This window comes from Gardnerella sp. 26-12 (assembly GCF_001660745.1).
Classification (GTDB): Bacteria; Actinomycetota; Actinomycetes; order Actinomycetales; family Bifidobacteriaceae; genus Bifidobacterium; species Bifidobacterium swidsinskii.
Genome location: NZ_LWSR01000026.1, coordinates 1 through 15,701 on the forward strand (window position 1 = coordinate 1; position 15,701 = coordinate 15,701).

Consider the following 15,701-nt stretch of genomic DNA (forward strand, 5'->3'; position numbering starts at 1 on the left):
GCTCGGAGATGTGTATAAGAGACAGCTGTTATTTATTTTCTATTATCTGTAATTCTCCATTCGTGAGAACGTCCTCTCATGAAGGGAGCGATTAATTGAGAGAACAACTCCATTTACGAGAACAACCTCTCGCAAATGGAGGGTTATAGGCCAAAAAGTGTGTAAAGCTAAGCTGATGAGTATTCTGTGGCATAAACTAGTCTCAGCACTGTTAAAAACTCAGTCAAGTATCTTAAGAAAGTAACGGTCATATGTTACTCGCGCAGTACGTAATCTGCGTTAGTAACAGCCTTTGACGATTTATTGTTAAATACTCAGCTAATACATGCTTCGAACGCCGCTTAACATAAGAAATAACCCACATTCGATATACCGCGAGCCCTACTGCTATAAGGGTTATGAGCTTATTTTTTACACACTTTTTGTCCAGGTGGCGAATGTGCAGAAAACAGATTCGATTACCGCAAAACCCTTGTATTGCAAGGTCTAAGACATGATTTCTTACACACTTTTTGGCCTATAACCCGTTTTTTGTAATCCTCCAAACTCTGGACAACGCTCGCGCTATAAGCGCTCACTGCTGAGCTTGCACAGAAAGTCCACTGGACTTTCCGTCTGAGCAAGCTCACGCTCCGAATTGCTTTCGCGCGTGCAATGCTGCGCTCAAGCAGGTTGTCGCGCAAACGCCAGGAAAGTACTGCGTGCGTATTTGGTGCGATATACTAAAAGCATGACTACACAAACTTTTGAAGTACTCGCAAAGTCGCGATTTTCTGTACGTGATTTTCTAAATAAGCCAGTCGATTCTAAAATACTTGAAACTATTTTGCAAACAGCTGCACAATCACCGAGCTGGTCCAATACGCGTGGCTACATGCTCGCTATTGCTCAACGAGAACTAAAGCAACAGCTAATCGACGCATATGTGCAAAAATGCAAAGCAATGTTTCGCACTAAAGACGCTACCCTTAGCGAAGAAGAACGCCTTATAGCCCAGAAAATGAGCCAGCCGGATGGAGATTTTCCTGTAATGGCTCCGTATCCACAATCGCTTAAAGAACGCAGCGCTCGTTTAGGATTGGCGTTGTATAAACATTTAAATATTGATCGCAAAGATTTTCCTGCTCGAAATGCTCACACTTTGCGCAACTTCCAGGCGTTCGGTGCGCCAGTTATGGGATTTGTGCTTGTGCGCCGTGATTTTCTGCCGTTTGCTGCGCTGGATGCTGGAATTATGCTGCAAACGTTACTGTTGGCTGCCAAAGAGCAAGGCGTAGATTCATGCCCGCTTGGCGTTCTTGCTACATGGCGTTCGCCGCTTGACGAAGTATTCGACATTCCGCCGGAGTATGCGCTGATTACTGGTTTTGCGTTAGGGTATGCGTCTGAAGCGCACGTAAATGCTTTCCGCGCGGAGCATCCGCCAATCGAGCTTGCGCAAGAAAAGTAACTTCGAATAAACCAATCTATCTCGCAAAATCCAAAGTACTTTGGAAAATATCAGATAGAAGTGCCGGAAATACCAGGATTGTTTACTCAAGTACGTAGGCTTGACCAGGTTGCAGCAATGGTAAAAGATGCTGCTGCAACGTTAAATGTTAAAGTCAATGGCGTGAAAGTAACTCCGAAACTTAGTGAGCAAGATGAGCTTATGCTTCAGCGCATGCTAGATGCAAAATCTGCAGCTATAAAAACTCAGCAAGAGGCATCTATGCTTATGCGTGAAACGGTTCGCATACTAAGGAATCAGGGCTTGACGGTTCGTGATGTTGCAGAGCTTACGGGGGTTACTCCGCAGCGAATAAGTTCGCTTAAAGCTTAGTGATTCAAAGCAATGTGGTTGAGGCTTGGCAATGGCTGAGTGAATAATGCCGTGTGCATTTGCATAGCTTTATTGTGCTTTTGCACTAAATGGCTTGTTATATGCTTCTTTTTACCCATGTTGATGGTGTCCAATAATCTTTGGTAAGCATTGATGGGTATGTTTGTTTACGAGCTTGAATAATCCATAAGGCTATACCTGTTGAAACAAGTATTACACCAGCTGCAATCATTATGAATAATGATGAATTTAGATTTCCCCATGCTAGTACGCTTGCATATCCCACGATAATTCCGCATTGCTCCATAATGGAAGTAAAAGTAGTAGTCGCGCCGAGAATGCGTGTTGGTATGCCGTCGAGAAGAGCTGTTTGCCCATAGACGATAGTTGCGTCAAAAATAATACCTGCAATGAAAGCTGAGCAAAGAAAAAGAGCAATCCAATTATTAAGTGCGAAAATAAGTAAAGGAATAGAAAGGAATCCAGGTAATAAAATAGAGTATAAAATCTCATAATGTAGCACAATGTATTTGCATAATACTGAACCTACAATCATGCCAATGTTAAATATGCTGACTATTGAACCCCACGTGGATGCCGAATGAAAAAGTGTAAGACAATGGTGTGCTCCCATTAGTCTGAATGCAGCAAGCCATGAGCCTGATTGTAATGCTGATACTACTCCTAAGACTATTAACCATGGTGTAGATTTCATATAGTGTAGAGAAGCTGCAAAACCAGCAGTTTTATTGCTTCCTGTCTTCGTATTGTTTGTGCTATTTTGTGATTGCTGGTTTAGATTAACTAACAGTAGAGGTAGCGCCGCTAGTATCATCACAATAGCAATGCTCGTAAAGAAAATGAGAGGATTGCATATATCAACAAATATGCCAGTAATCGCAGGTGCAGCAAGCCTGCTGAGATTAATCCACATGCGCATGCTTGCTAAAAATTTGGTTTTTTCGCCAGTCGGTACGCTATAAGCCATCAATACTTTTTGATTAGGTGAAGAAAATGCAGTAAAGAACCCGAATATTATGCCGAGTAGCGTAACCATAATAGCAATAAGGTTATGCTGTGCTACTAAAGCGAAACCATATCCAGTGCACAGCAAGGCAAAGCAGAACGTTAGAGCTATAAACAATCTAGTTGGTGGATATTTATCTGCGATAATGCCGCCAAGTGGTGCTGCTATGCAGGTCATAAGTGCTACGGACACTGCGTTAAGTGCTGCGTGAGATAAGTCAACATGCATTAAAAGATATAGACTCACGCCAAATCTACAGCTTGTTAAAAGAAAAGCATTAAGCGATAAAACGGCAATAATAAGAGTTGTGCGAATCCGTGCCGCAGCGTTCATTTCCTTCTCTTTTTCTTTCATGTTATGAATATCTTTCATATTCTGAATGATATATGCCTTTTGATATACACCTTTTTCTGGACTGTGAGTGAAATGAGTGTTATAGGCAGGGGTTGCGGCTACTGGCGATAGTAGGAGAGGAAGTTAGAGAGTTTGCCCATTGCATCGCGAAGCGTTTGCAAGCGCGGCAAGTAGATAACGTGTAATTATTTTAAGGGATTGACGTTTGTTTAACAATGTAGTAAATTGATTTACAAGAGTTTAGCATTGCAGTTCAAAGGAGACTGAAATGGAAAGAATACCTAAAGGTAAAAAGTTCCAATTTAAGGCATTGCTTGATGACAAACAGTGGGTATTTAAAGATAATGTCTTCGGAGTTGGAGGGGAGGAGGTAGAAACAAGCGTGCATTTTTGATTTGGTGTCTGTGTGAACATGACATGTAGATTTATATGAGCCAGTGTTTGCGGCAATTAAAAAACTGTTTGCTTGTTATGTAGTCATACAACAAAGAATAAAAAAATTACTAGTTTGTTTTCTGATGCTTTAGAGAATAGTTCGTCACCCATTTTCTAAATGCAAAATGAGTGCAAGTTAACATATGCAGATAAAAAGAAGGTTACAATGAAGAAACTTACAAAAATATGTGCATTAATCGGTGCTGCTGCAATGATTATTAGCGCAGGTGCGTGTGGTAGTGCAAAATCATCCGACGCTAATGGCTCAACATAGCTTACCATTTGGCATTATTGGGATGGCGCTAATGCCGATACCTTTGATGCAATGGTGAAGGATTTTAATGCTTCGCATAAAAATATTAAGATTAAGACTGCGAGCGTTCCGAATTCTGATTTTATGACGAAGCTTCGTGCATCGGCTTCGTCGAAGAGTTTGCCAGATATTTCTATAAGTGATTTGGTATGGGTGCCACAGATTGCAAAAATGGGCAATTTGACTGATCTTTCTAAGGTTATCAGCTCGAAAACGCTCGATGATGTGACTCCTGCATTGATTGACTATGGTCATATTGACGGCAAACAAGTTTCTGTGCCAGTTACTGCCAATAATCTTGCGTACATGTACAACAAGGACGTTTATAAAGCAGCTGGGTTAGATCCTAACAAACCACCACAAACATGGGATGAGTTGAAGAAAGTTGCCGAGACAATCAAGGAAAAGACAGGCAAGCCAGGGTATGATTTGCTTACTCAAGCAGGAGATAACGGCGAAGGTTTAACTTGGAACTTCCAGGTCAACTTGTGGCAAGCTGGCGGCGAATTCTTGACGAAGGATAATTCTAAGGCTGCATTCAATACGCCAGAAGGCAAGAAGGCTATGAACTTCTGGATGGATCTTATCAAGAGCGGCGTGAGCCCATATGCTAAGTGGGGCGAATTTGAAAAGGGCAAGGGTGGTTCTGCTCAGGAAGGTAGCTGGATGGTTGGCATCTGGGCGCCAGATCCACCATTTGATTTCGGTGTAGCGAAAGCTCCTCATCCAAAGGATGGCAAGGAAGCGACTAATCTCGGTGGTGAACAAGCAATCGTCTTCCATAATTCTGACGCTCGTGCCAAGGCTGCTGGCGAATTCTTGAACTGGTTCTTGCAGCCAGAACAGGTGATCAAGTGGTCGCAAAAGACTGGCATGCTTCCTGTAACGAAGAGTGTTGCAAAGTCTGATAAGTATTTGGATTGGGTTAAGAAGGAACAGCCTCGTTTAATTCCGTTTGTGGAACAAATGGAGATTGCTCATACACGTCCAAATACGCCATTGTATCCAAAGATTTCCTTTGAATTTGCAAAGGCTGTGGAGAAGGCTTTCGCTGGAGAGCAGAGTGTTGACGAAGCGCTTGCGAATGCTGAAAAGGCAGTAAACGACGTGATTGCCAAAGGCTGATTGCATAAATACTGTGCCGATAGCTGGGTCGAATGAAATAAAGTTGGCTCAGCTATCGGAGTTCTTTGTATCAAGGAGTATGTAATGAAAAAACGTCATTTTCTCAAGTCTGCGCACAGGCACTACCAGAAAGATCAGGTAATTTGTGCTGCGGTATTCTTGTTGCCAGCAGTGCTTATTATTGGTGGTTTCGTGCTGTACCCTGTGTTGTCTGCTGTATATATTTCACTAACATCGTGGGATGGATTCTCTCCGGAAAAGAAATTTATTGGCTTGGGAAACTATGCTCGTCTTTTCCAAGATCCTGAGTTTTTCAACAGCTTAATGGTAACAATTATTTATGCTGCTGGTGTATGTGTATTAAGTGTGCTGACTGGGTTATTTCTCGCACTTTTGCTTGATGCACCTATACGAGGTAGGAGTATTTATCGTAGTATTTACTTCCTTCCAGTGGTTACATCTTCTGTAGCTGCAGCCATTGTGTGGAAATATATGCTTGATCCTTCTGGATTTGTGAACAGTGTGTTGATGAAATTCAATATACACGGACCAGATTGGTTACAAAATCGCTGGCTTGCGCTTATTGCATTAATTCTTTTGACCGTGTGGAAAAATATTGGTTTTAACGCTATTTTGTATTTAACTGCGTTACAAGCATTGCCAAAAAGCGTGTATGAAGCGGCTGCATTAGATGGAGCTACTGGGTGGCAAAAATTATGGAAGATTACTTTCCCATTGCTGTCTCCAATGACGTTTTTTGTAGTAGTTCAGGCATTGGTGACGAGCTTCCAATCCTTCGACCTTGCATACATGCTCACGGGTGGCGGGCCTCGCGGAGGCACGGAAGTGCTTGGCATGATGATGTATCGGGATGCGTTCAAGCTTGGTGATTTTGGCTATGGAACAGCAATAGCGTTTATTACACTTGCGCTAGTGCTAGGCGTGACGATGGTTCAATGGAAAGTTTCTGGAGCACAAGGAGAAGAATAATGAAATCATCATTATGGTCGCGTTTAGCGCGTCATGCGATTCTGATTTTAGGTTCAGCAACAGTAATCATTCCATTTTTGTGGATGTTCACTACTTCTTTGCAAATGCGTGCTGAAACATACACGAATACTTCAATTTTTCCTACATCATGGCATTGGGAAAACTATATTCACGCTTGGCAAGCTGCGCCGTTTGCACAATATTACTGGAATACGCTATTGATGACAGTAGGAATTGTTGTAGGACATTTAATATTTGATGCCTTTGCTGCCTACGCTTTTGCGCGCTTAGAATTTCCTTTGAAGAAAACAATATTCATTCTGCTGCTTTCTGCATTGATGATTCCTAATTTTGTGATTGTTATTCCGTCCTATGAGATAGTCGCTAATTTGGGGTGGGTTGATACGCTGTATGCTTTGGTTGTTCCTAGACTTGCAGATGTGTTTGGCATTATTTTACTTCGCCAATATTTTGCAACAATTCCTCGAGAGCTTGATGAGGCAGCGCGCATTGACGGTTGTGGCAGGTTTGGAATATTCTTCAAACTGATTGTTCCATTGTCATATCCAGCGTTTGCGACGCTTGGTATTTTCAGTTTTCTCTTTGCGTGGAATGATTTCCTTTGGCCGTTATTGGTTACGAATACGGATGAAACTCGTACAATCCAGATTGGTTTAGCATCCTTCGTAGGGCGTTATGGAACCTCTTGGAATTATTTGATGGCAGGAACTTTGACTGCAACAATACCAAGTATCATTGTGTTCCTTTTCTTCCAACGTGCGCTCGTTAGAGGAATTGCAAATACGGGTATGAAAGATTAGAAATTGTAGAAATATTAAGGATGGGGTTTATTATGTCTATACCACAGTGGTTGCCTGATGCAAGATTTTATCAGATTTTTCCTGATCGTTTCCATCGTTGTGAAGGCTACGGTATGCTAACTGAAGGTCATGTGCCGCTTGATCCATGGGATGCTGAGCCTACGCGTGAGAATTTCTTAGGCGGTAATATTGCTGGAATTACAGAAAAACTTGATTATATTCATGATTTAGGTTGCAATGCGCTCTATTTGAATCCAATTTTTTCTGCTGCAACAAATCATCGTTATGATGCAAACGATTATTTTAAAATCGATCCACTTTTAGGAACTCTTGAAGATTTCCATACATTAGTAGATGAAGCGCATAAGCGGAATATACGTATAGTACTAGATGCAGTTTTAAATCATTGTGGTAAAACTCATTGGATGTTTCAAGATGTTGTTAAAAATGAAGAGAATTCAGAATATGTGAATTATTTTTCAGTGAAAAACTTTCCAGTTAAGTCATTGCCTGTGCCTAATTATAAAACCTGTTCTGGTTGTGAATATCTACCGAAGTGGAATGTGTTTAATCCAAAGGTGCGTGAGCATCATTTTAATGTTGCAAGATATTGGATTGATCAAGGTATCGATGGTTATCGTCTTGACGTTCCATATTTTATTTATCCAGAATTTTGGCAGGACTTTAGGCAAGTTGTTAAAGCAAAAAATTCGGAATTATGTTTGATAGCTGAAGAGTGGAGAGACCCTGCTCAATGGTTGCAAGGAGACACTACTGATAGCACAATGAATTATACTCTGCGTGATTTAGTTTTAGGTTTTACTGCGACAAAGCGATTCAATGCATACGATTTTGTTAACGGTATTAACCGTTTGCAGGAGCGCATACCGTATGGATATCACCATGGAATGATGAATTTGTTGGGTAGCCACGATACTGAGCGTGTTTTAACTGCGCATCAAAATAATACTGAGGATTGCATAACCGCGTACTATTGCATGTTTGCCTGCGAAGGTGCTCCAATGATTTATTACGGTGATGAGCTTGGTATGGTTGGCGATAATGATCCAGGGTGCCGTTCTGGTATGCAGTGGGATAGTCTTGATGCAAATGCTGAAATATTCCGTACAATTGTTCAATTAAATGCATTGCGGCGTGATCATATTGCGTTGCGAAGAGGCACGCAAAGTTGTTACGCTGTTGACGAAGATACTGTCATTATTTCTCGAGAGCATAAGGAAGAATCTCTTTTGATGATTATTTCACGTAATAATTTGGTAGAATATAATTCATCGAAGCTACCTCAACAATTGCAAAATCATAATTGGCGAATTATAAATGGTGTAACTGTTGGAAATAGTTGGCGCCCCAATAAAGATAATTCTATGATTGTATTGCAAGCTCAACAGTAAAAATAATGTAGAAGTAAGAAGTGTGAGACATGGGAAAGAAAATTACAATGCAGGATATTGCTGATGCAGCGCGTGTCTCTAAATCTGCTGTCTCCTTTGCGTATAATACTCCTGATCGCTTATCATCAGAAACTGTAGAACACATATTTTCAGTTGCAAAGGAACTAGGATATGTGCGTAATCCTGTTGCTTATATGCTGCGAACTCAAAAGACAAATAGTTTGGGATTGTTACTACCACAGCAATTAGGGCGAGTGCTAGAAAATCCATACTATTCGGAATTTATTCAAGGTATTGGGCAAATCTGTGAGCGAGAGGGACTGACGCTTCTTTTAGTGCCTCCACTTCGTAATTCTATGTTAAAAGCAATTCCTTATGCTGCAGTTGACGGTTTTATAGTAACTGGTTTAGAAGAAGATCGTGGTGAAGTTGAAGCTCTTATGCAGCAAGGAAAGCCATTTGTTATTGTTGACAGTGAGGTGCATAGTCAGGCTCCAAGTATCAATATTGATGAGACGCGCGCTATGAAGGAATTAACTGAGCATCTTATTTCATTGGGCCATCGCAATTTTGTGGTGATTTCTCCAGAATCAGGCAATGATGATGGGTATCTTTCTTGGCATGGAACAATTCGTCGCCGTATTGATGGTGTGATTTCTGCTTTAGAAGAGAATGGAATAGCCCCACTGGTCGATAAGAAAAATGTTATTGAAGTGCCATGCACTCGTGCTGGAGGAAAAGAAGCTTTTGCACAAATAACTAAACAAAATAATTCTGCATTCCCAACTGCGTTCATCTGCTTTAGTGATGTTATTGCGTTTGGAGTAATGGATGCTGCTAGACAGTTTGGTTTGCAAATCCCACGTGATATTTCTGTTACAGGTTTTGATGATCTAGATGAGTCTGCATGTAGTAATCCACCGTTGACAACAGTTAAACAGCCTGTTACAACTAAAGGACGTTTAGCTGCTGAATATATAGTAAAGACTTTGAATGCTGGGTATGAACGAGCATCATCCCGTCACGTATGTCTACCTATTACTGTGCTGCTGCGTGAGTCAATTGGCCCAGCAGCATCTATAAGAGAATAGGCTGCGTAGTAAATACTTTGATTCCTTCCTCCTATGAAAAATATAGTGCCACGTTAAGTTTTTTTAGCGTGGCACTATATGCWTAATTTTTTTRATTTATGTTCGTTTTTGTCCGATTATGGGAGAATACTTGGCTAAATGGTTAATTTCTTTGATACATGGAAAAAGAAAATCTGCACCATCGATATGGCTCTTATTGCTGTATTGACACTTCTAGCTTCCTTTATTGGCAGCTGGCTTAAGCAGTACCCAGGTTTCCAATTACTTGGTGCTCTTATTATTGCGTTGCTTGTTGGCATGGCTCTGCAGCTGCCATTGCACGTGTACAAAATGAATAATGATTCAAGGCGAGCAGGCGTTAAAAGCGCTGCTGGTTTGATTGCAAACAAACTTCTTCGCCTAGGTATTATTCTCCTCGGATTTAAGCTGAATTTGCATGATTTGTTTACCAAGGGCATTAAATGCTTGCCTATTGCAGCTGTGTTAGTTGCAATAATGGTTTGCGTAACTTATAACATTGCTAAACTCTTGAAAGTAAATCCTCAGCTTGCAATGCTTACAGCAGGGGGCACAAGTATTTGTGGAGCTGCTGCAGTTATGGGTCTTTCTGGCTCAATGCCAGTTCTTCCAGAAGAGGAAGATGAGAAAGAACAGAACGAAGTTATGGCTGTTGCAACAGTTGCAATTATGGGCACTATTTACGCTCTTGCTGAAATTTTCATCCTGCCTAACTTTGGCATGACTAAGCAGCAGCTTGGCATTACAGCAGGTGCATCACTTCACGAAATTGCACATGCTGTTGCAGCTGGCGGAGCGTTCAATAGTATCGATGTTGCAACAATCATGAAGCTCTCGCGAGTTCTTATGCTCGTTCCAGTCTCCATCTTTATTGCAATTTGGTGGAATGCTCGTCATAGCAAAGTTGAAAATGGCGGAAAGCATAAGATTAGCTTCCCATGGTTTATGCTTGGCTTTATTGCAGCATCTGTTATTGGAACTTACGTTCCTTTCGTAGCGGCACACGCATCAACTCTTGTAGAAGCAGGATACGTTTTCCTTGGCATGGCTATGGCTGCACTTGGAATTAACGTAAACTTCCGAGCTATTTTCAAGCAAGGTCGCGCAGCATTTGCAGCAAGCTTCCTAGCTTCTATTGTTTTAGTTGCTTTGGCTTATGCAGCTGCAGTACTGTTCTTCTAAATAAAACATTACAGAATAGTTTTGCTTAACAAATGAGGGTCTTCGTTTGAAGATCCTCATTTTATATTCTCGATAATTTATTTTCGCGTATTCTTGAAAAATCTATCTAATATGCACAGCCGTTCCATCAGGAATATTTTTATAAAACCATTTGGCATCCGCAACACTTAAACGCACACAACCATGCGAAGCAGGCTTACCAAGTTTCATGCCCTCCGACGGAATATATTCACCAAAGTTGTAGCGCGTTGGAACCGAATGGAATAAGTATTCTCCACCAATAAAACCAACCCAATAATCAGCACCAACTTTTTCCTCATGATTAAAGAAATGTTTTCCGCGCATATTAATGTGATAATCACCATGAGGAGTGGAATCACCCATTCCAGAACTCATAATCATTGTATATACAGTTTTACCATTGGCAAGAATATGCACTCGTTGCTTTTTTAAGTCCACATTAACTTTTAAGTCAGAAACTTTAACCCCTGAAAGATTTGGATATTCACCACCAGTAGGATGTTTCCAAAAAACATGATTAACCGTTGATTTATCTAACTTTTGTTTGCAATATTTATCGAAATATTTTTCAAACGACTTATTATCAGCAACCTCATTGTCTTTATTACCAAGATTGTCACTATAAGCATTTTTTTCGCGCTGAATTAATACAGAATTCTGCAATTTTGCGCTGTATCTAGACGAGTAAGAAACCATATTAACAGTTTCGAAAATAATAAAGCACAACCATGCAATCAGCAAAGAAGCTAATAAAACAGAAGACGTAATACGAGCAGCTTTAGAGCTTCTCCTCCACCAGTTGCGCATTTTCGCAGCAATGCGAATGCACTTTTTAATGTCATTCATTATGTTACGAATAAACTGCATTATGTCTCCTATATAAATGCAAAAGCGTTGCATCCAATAGTTTAGCAGGAAATTATTAGATGCAACGCGCAAAAAGCAATATTTTTTCACTTATTAATTCAGCAATATTAAATATGAATCATACTGCTTTTATTTTCGCAAACAATCTCATACGTTGAACTTAAATTCAACAATATCGCCGTCTTGCATAACATAATCACGGCCTTCAAGACGAAGCTTGCCTTCCTCTTTAATTTTGACCATAGATCCTTCAGCAGCAACAAAATCATCATATGACACAATTTCTGCCTTAATAAATCCACGCTCAAAATCAGTGTGAATCACACCAGCAGCTTGTGGAGCAGTCCAGCCTTTATGAATCTGCCAGGCGTGAACTTCCTTAACACCGGCAGTTAAATAGGTTTGAAGACCTAAAATATCGAATCCTACGCGAGCAAGCTGATCCAAACCAGATTCCTTCAAACCAGCATCTTCAAGCATTTCACGAGCATCTGCTTCGTCGAGCTCAGTAAGTTCGGACTCAAATTGAGCATTAAGGAATATTGCTTTTGCAGGAGCGACAGATGCAGAAAGTTTAGACTTTAAATCTTCATCAGCCAACTCCGAATCATCCACGTTAAACACGTAAATAAATGGCTTAGCAGTTAGCAAGTGCAAATCATACACGTCGTTTTTATCAATAAGCTTTTCGTTATGAGCCTGGTCAATAGTTTTGCCAGATTCAAGAATTTCCTTAGCTTTATTTACAGCGTCTACGTATTCTTGCGTAACTTTCTTACCGCGCAAATCTTTTTCAAGCTTTGGCAAAGCATTATCAATAGTTTGCATATCGGCAAGAATTAGCTCAGTATTAATCGTGTCAATATCGTCAGCAGGATCTACTTTTCCGTTAACATGCACAATATCGTCGTCATTAAACGCGCGAACAACTTCGCAAATAGCGTCTGCTTCGCGAATATTAGCAAGGAACTTATTGCCCAAGCCTTCACCCTCGGAGGCACCCTTAACAATTCCTGCAATATCAACGAAAGTAACTGTTGCTGGAACAATCTTTTCAGTATTAACTAATTTAGCTAAAACTGGAAGACGATAATCCGGAAGCGGAACAATACCAGTATTAGGCTCAATAGTTGCAAACGGATAATTCTCCGCCAAAACGTTGTTGCGGGTTAAAGCATTAAACATAGTGGACTTACCAACGTTTGGCAATCCAACAATTCCAATAGTTAAAGACATATTTACCTAGTTTAGACCAGCGCCGGGAAAGCCGACACAACTTGATTTTATTTACTATTTATTTTCAATAGCATCAACTGCAGCAATCACATCTCCCCTAAATCCGCGAGATTCTAGCTCAGCAACGCCACGAATAGTTGTTCCTCCAGGAGAGCACACTGCATCTTTCATAATCCCTGGATGAGTGCGCGAATCCATATATAACGCACCTACTCCTTCAATCATTTTTGCAGCCAAACGGTAAGCACAATCACGTTGCAAACCATATTTCACACCAGCATCGCCCAATGCTTCCATATACATTGCTGTAAAAGCTGGAGCACAGCTAGAAATACACATTGCAATATTCATATGATCACTATTCACTCGCTCTACCAAAGAAATTGGCTCAAATAAAGCACTAAACATTGAAAGTTGACTATCACTAAGCGTATGAGTAGTTTCAGCTAAAGTCACGCCTTGGCAGACCGCAATAGGAGTATTCGGAATAATGCACTGAACATGAGCATTCTTGCCAAGCAGTTCCATGTAACGCTCAAGCGTCCAACCGGCTGCAACGGAAATAACAGCAATACCTCGTTCATTAATAACTTCACAAATTGGCTTAAGCACTTCAGCAACCTGATACGGCTTTACAGCAATAATAATCACATCACTTGCTTCACACACTTCTTGAGCAGTACGCATAGCGCGAGCGCCAATTAGTGAAGTATTACGCTCGAGTTTTTCAAAATTATGCGCGCACGCAACAATATTTTCACCTTGCAATACTCCTGCATTCAGCGCACCTTTAGCGATTGCTTGTGCCATATTGCCATAGCCTATAAAACCAACAGTTCCAGATACACAAGTACCCATACATGACTCCCTTTAGCGCATTGATAAAACAGTAGTGCACTCATTACTAAGCAAACAGATGTATAGCATAGCAAAGAGTGCACTATAATCATTGCGCATATTAAAATTATTACCTTTGTATACGGCTTATCTCTTGTAAATTCCCTCTAAATCACCGCGATTTAAAGCCTCATCAAATAGATGACGGAAAACAATGTTTCCATGCAAACCATCATGCTCAAACTCATTCGTTGTCCAATAATGGGAGTTTGCAATACGAGAAAGCGTATCTAACTGAAGACCAGAATCAACATACATGTCATCAAAGTAGACTGCAGACTGTAGTGAAACTTCATTATTAGCAAGCTGCTCTTGATCATAAATCTTGCCAAACTGCTTGTCGCTCATTAAGCAGTCAACTGCTGGCAAGAATGGCTGCAAAGCTTTTTCTTGATCAAACATCCAAGGAAACATAGCTTCGCCCGTAAAAAGAAGCGGACGTGCAGAACCAGAAAACTCTGGCATAGTTTCTCGAACCTGTTGAGCAGCCCACAAAATTGGGTGTTCCAATTCACCGTCAGCATAAATAAATTCTTGCAGCGGCCAATAAAGTGGACTAGAAGCTGTAGAGTCCATGACACCGTAAACAAACTCGTCGCTTAAACTACCAGCAACAGAACCGCCAGCGTGTTTGAAAGCTTTAAGCGAACCGTCACCGTCAGAAAAAGCGGAATCAAGAAGCCAGTGCACTCGCTCAAAACTTGGTTTCATACCAAAGGAAGAGCCCAACATTTGGAATCGTTCAACCGTAAGTTTTTCGCCATTTGGAAGCATAACGTCTCCTTGAGCAATACGGTCTGCAATAGCAGCGGCGCGAGCCACATCCTGCGGATAACGCTCATAGAATTGCTCTGTTTTGCGAGCCATACGCGGGAACGTGTGTTCGTAAACTTCACGCGCATTCGCCGGAACATGAGGAATACCGCCGGTTGTGAAGCTTGCAATTAATCCTTGCGGGAACAGTGACAAATATGTAAGCGTAAGGAAACCGCCGTAGCTTTGTCCCAAAGACACCCACGGCTTCGCATCAAACTCAGTAAGTCGCAAATGCTCAAAATCGCGAATAATTGAATCAGCTAAGAAACGCTTCAAATACCATGCTTGACGCTCAACACTAACGCCGTCATCCAACATACGCTTCATGGTTGAAGCATCTACCCTTGAGGAACGTCCAACACCGCGCTGATCCGGCAAAACTACGCGAAAATGCTTAATAGCCTCTTGAATCCAACCATCGCTAGAAGGTGAAAGCGGACGTGGGCACTGCCCGCCTGGGCCTCCTTGCAAGAACACAAGCAGCGGCAAATCGTCATGCACATGCTCAGGAGCGCAAACTACTCTGCAGAATAAGCGAATAGTCTCACCTTTGATAGCACCACCCGGAGTGTTACCCTCCCAATCAAGCGGCACATCAATCGCTCGTTCTTCAATATGCAATCCCGGAACATAATAGCTTGTAAGCAATGCCATCTTGCCATCCCTTTCTTTATTTTCGTGCTACATTGCAACTATCAATTACACACTCTATTTATAAATCATACTCAAGTTTGATTGTTCTATAAAGTACTATGCACTAGCCTAGTAAATATGAAAATATCTCACACGTTTAACAGTTGCATACAACGCTTACGCACTGAACTTACGCTAAACGATATATTGTGGGGTATTATTCCGTTTATTCTTTTTATGCTTTCAAGCGATCGCTACGTTATAAGCAACGTTGATGGCTTTTTGACTCAAGGTTCGCTTATTACAGTAACGCTTATCAATATTGTTGTTGCATTACTACTTTCAGTCCGAAAACTATGGCCTGAACAATCGGCTACTATTTTTATTGTTATTTGCATTGTGCAAGTAGCATTTGGCTCTACTCAACTTTTCGCTGATTTCTTTGGTTTCGTGCTACTTGTTAATGCTATTGCGCGCGGAAATCCAGAACATTCAAAAGCTTTTGTTATTGCAGCTTACGTAACAACAGTATTATCTTGCGCAATAATATCGTGGAATATCGTAATGGGGCCAATATATGGCAACAATCATTCAAAAGCTAGTTACACTTGTAGTGTACAAAATATAAATAGTAGTAACAT

13 protein-coding genes and 2 pseudogenes are annotated in these 15,701 nt (G+C 41.0%); 10 read left to right on the forward strand and 5 right to left on the reverse strand.

Annotated elements, in window-relative coordinates; all coding sequences use genetic code 11:
• Positions 1–730: 730 nt before the first annotated feature.
• Together A5295_RS02455 and A5295_RS02460 are read left to right on the forward strand one after the other, a co-directional pair.
• On the forward strand, positions 731–1,450 hold the full coding sequence (locus A5295_RS02455) for a nitroreductase family protein (protein WP_064621613.1): 720 nt from the start codon (positions 731–733) through the stop codon (positions 1,448–1,450).
• Between the two features lie 6 nt (positions 1,451–1,456).
• Positions 1,457–1,822, forward strand: coding sequence for a hypothetical protein (locus A5295_RS02460; RefSeq protein WP_064621606.1), 366 nt, complete (start codon positions 1,457–1,459; stop codon positions 1,820–1,822).
• A 97-nt stretch (positions 1,823–1,919) separates the two neighbouring features.
• On the opposite strand, the gene A5295_RS02465 is transcribed toward A5295_RS02460, so the two are convergent.
• Positions 1,920–3,182 (reverse strand): MFS transporter, encoded by a 1,263-nt coding sequence (locus A5295_RS02465; protein ID WP_064621614.1) that lies wholly within the window; start codon positions 3,180–3,182, stop codon positions 1,920–1,922.
• A gap of 289 nt (positions 3,183–3,471) precedes the next feature.
• Between A5295_RS02465 and A5295_RS06555 the strand changes: the two genes are divergently transcribed.
• The 7 genes and pseudogenes from A5295_RS06555 (at position 3,472) to A5295_RS02495 (ending at position 10,590) form a co-directional block, all read left to right on the forward strand.
• Positions 3,472–3,597 (forward strand): hypothetical protein, encoded by a 126-nt coding sequence (locus A5295_RS06555; RefSeq protein ID WP_004131337.1) that lies wholly within the window; start codon positions 3,472–3,474, stop codon positions 3,595–3,597.
• Between the two features lie 207 nt (positions 3,598–3,804).
• Positions 3,805–5,076, forward strand: a pseudogene (locus A5295_RS02470) (ABC transporter substrate-binding protein).
• An 84-nt stretch (positions 5,077–5,160) separates the two neighbouring features.
• Entirely contained in the window at positions 5,161–6,066 is a 906-nt protein-coding gene (locus A5295_RS02475) for a carbohydrate ABC transporter permease (protein ID WP_064621607.1), read from the forward strand.
• Complete coding sequence (locus tag A5295_RS02480; RefSeq protein WP_004108195.1) at positions 6,066–6,887, forward strand: carbohydrate ABC transporter permease; 822 nt, start codon at positions 6,066–6,068, stop codon at positions 6,885–6,887. Before A5295_RS02475 ends, A5295_RS02480 begins: the two co-directional genes overlap by 1 nt.
• A 32-nt stretch (positions 6,888–6,919) precedes the next feature.
• Complete coding sequence (locus A5295_RS02485) at positions 6,920–8,299, forward strand: glycoside hydrolase family 13 protein (RefSeq protein WP_004108193.1); 1,380 nt, start codon at positions 6,920–6,922, stop codon at positions 8,297–8,299.
• A 29-nt stretch (positions 8,300–8,328) separates the two neighbouring features.
• A complete protein-coding gene (locus A5295_RS02490) occupies positions 8,329–9,390 on the forward strand; it encodes a LacI family DNA-binding transcriptional regulator (protein WP_064621608.1) in 1,062 nt (353 codons plus the stop codon).
• A gap of 138 nt (positions 9,391–9,528) precedes the next feature.
• A complete protein-coding gene (locus tag A5295_RS02495; RefSeq protein WP_064621609.1) occupies positions 9,529–10,590 on the forward strand; it encodes a YeiH family protein in 1,062 nt (353 codons plus the stop codon).
• Between the two features lie 102 nt (positions 10,591–10,692).
• Here the strand turns inward: A5295_RS02495 and A5295_RS02500 are convergent, their stop codons facing one another.
• The 4 genes from A5295_RS02500 to A5295_RS02515 form a co-directional block, all read right to left on the reverse strand.
• Positions 10,693–11,478 (reverse strand): L,D-transpeptidase, encoded by a 786-nt coding sequence (locus tag A5295_RS02500; protein WP_064621610.1) that lies wholly within the window; start codon positions 11,476–11,478, stop codon positions 10,693–10,695.
• A 147-nt stretch (positions 11,479–11,625) separates the two neighbouring features.
• On the reverse strand, positions 11,626–12,714 hold the full coding sequence (gene ychF, locus A5295_RS02505) for a redox-regulated ATPase YchF (protein WP_004111381.1): 1,089 nt from the start codon (positions 12,712–12,714) through the stop codon (positions 11,626–11,628).
• A gap of 54 nt (positions 12,715–12,768) precedes the next feature.
• A complete protein-coding gene (proC, locus tag A5295_RS02510; protein WP_064621611.1) occupies positions 12,769–13,572 on the reverse strand; it encodes a pyrroline-5-carboxylate reductase in 804 nt (267 codons plus the stop codon).
• Between the two features lie 126 nt (positions 13,573–13,698).
• Positions 13,699–15,081, reverse strand: a complete 1,383-nt coding sequence (locus A5295_RS02515) for an alpha/beta fold hydrolase (protein ID WP_064621612.1) — start codon at positions 15,079–15,081, stop codon at positions 13,699–13,701.
• Between the two features lie 117 nt (positions 15,082–15,198).
• Between A5295_RS02515 and A5295_RS02520 the strand changes: the two are divergent.
• Positions 15,199–15,701, forward strand: a pseudogene (locus A5295_RS02520) (sensor histidine kinase); the annotation flags it as partial.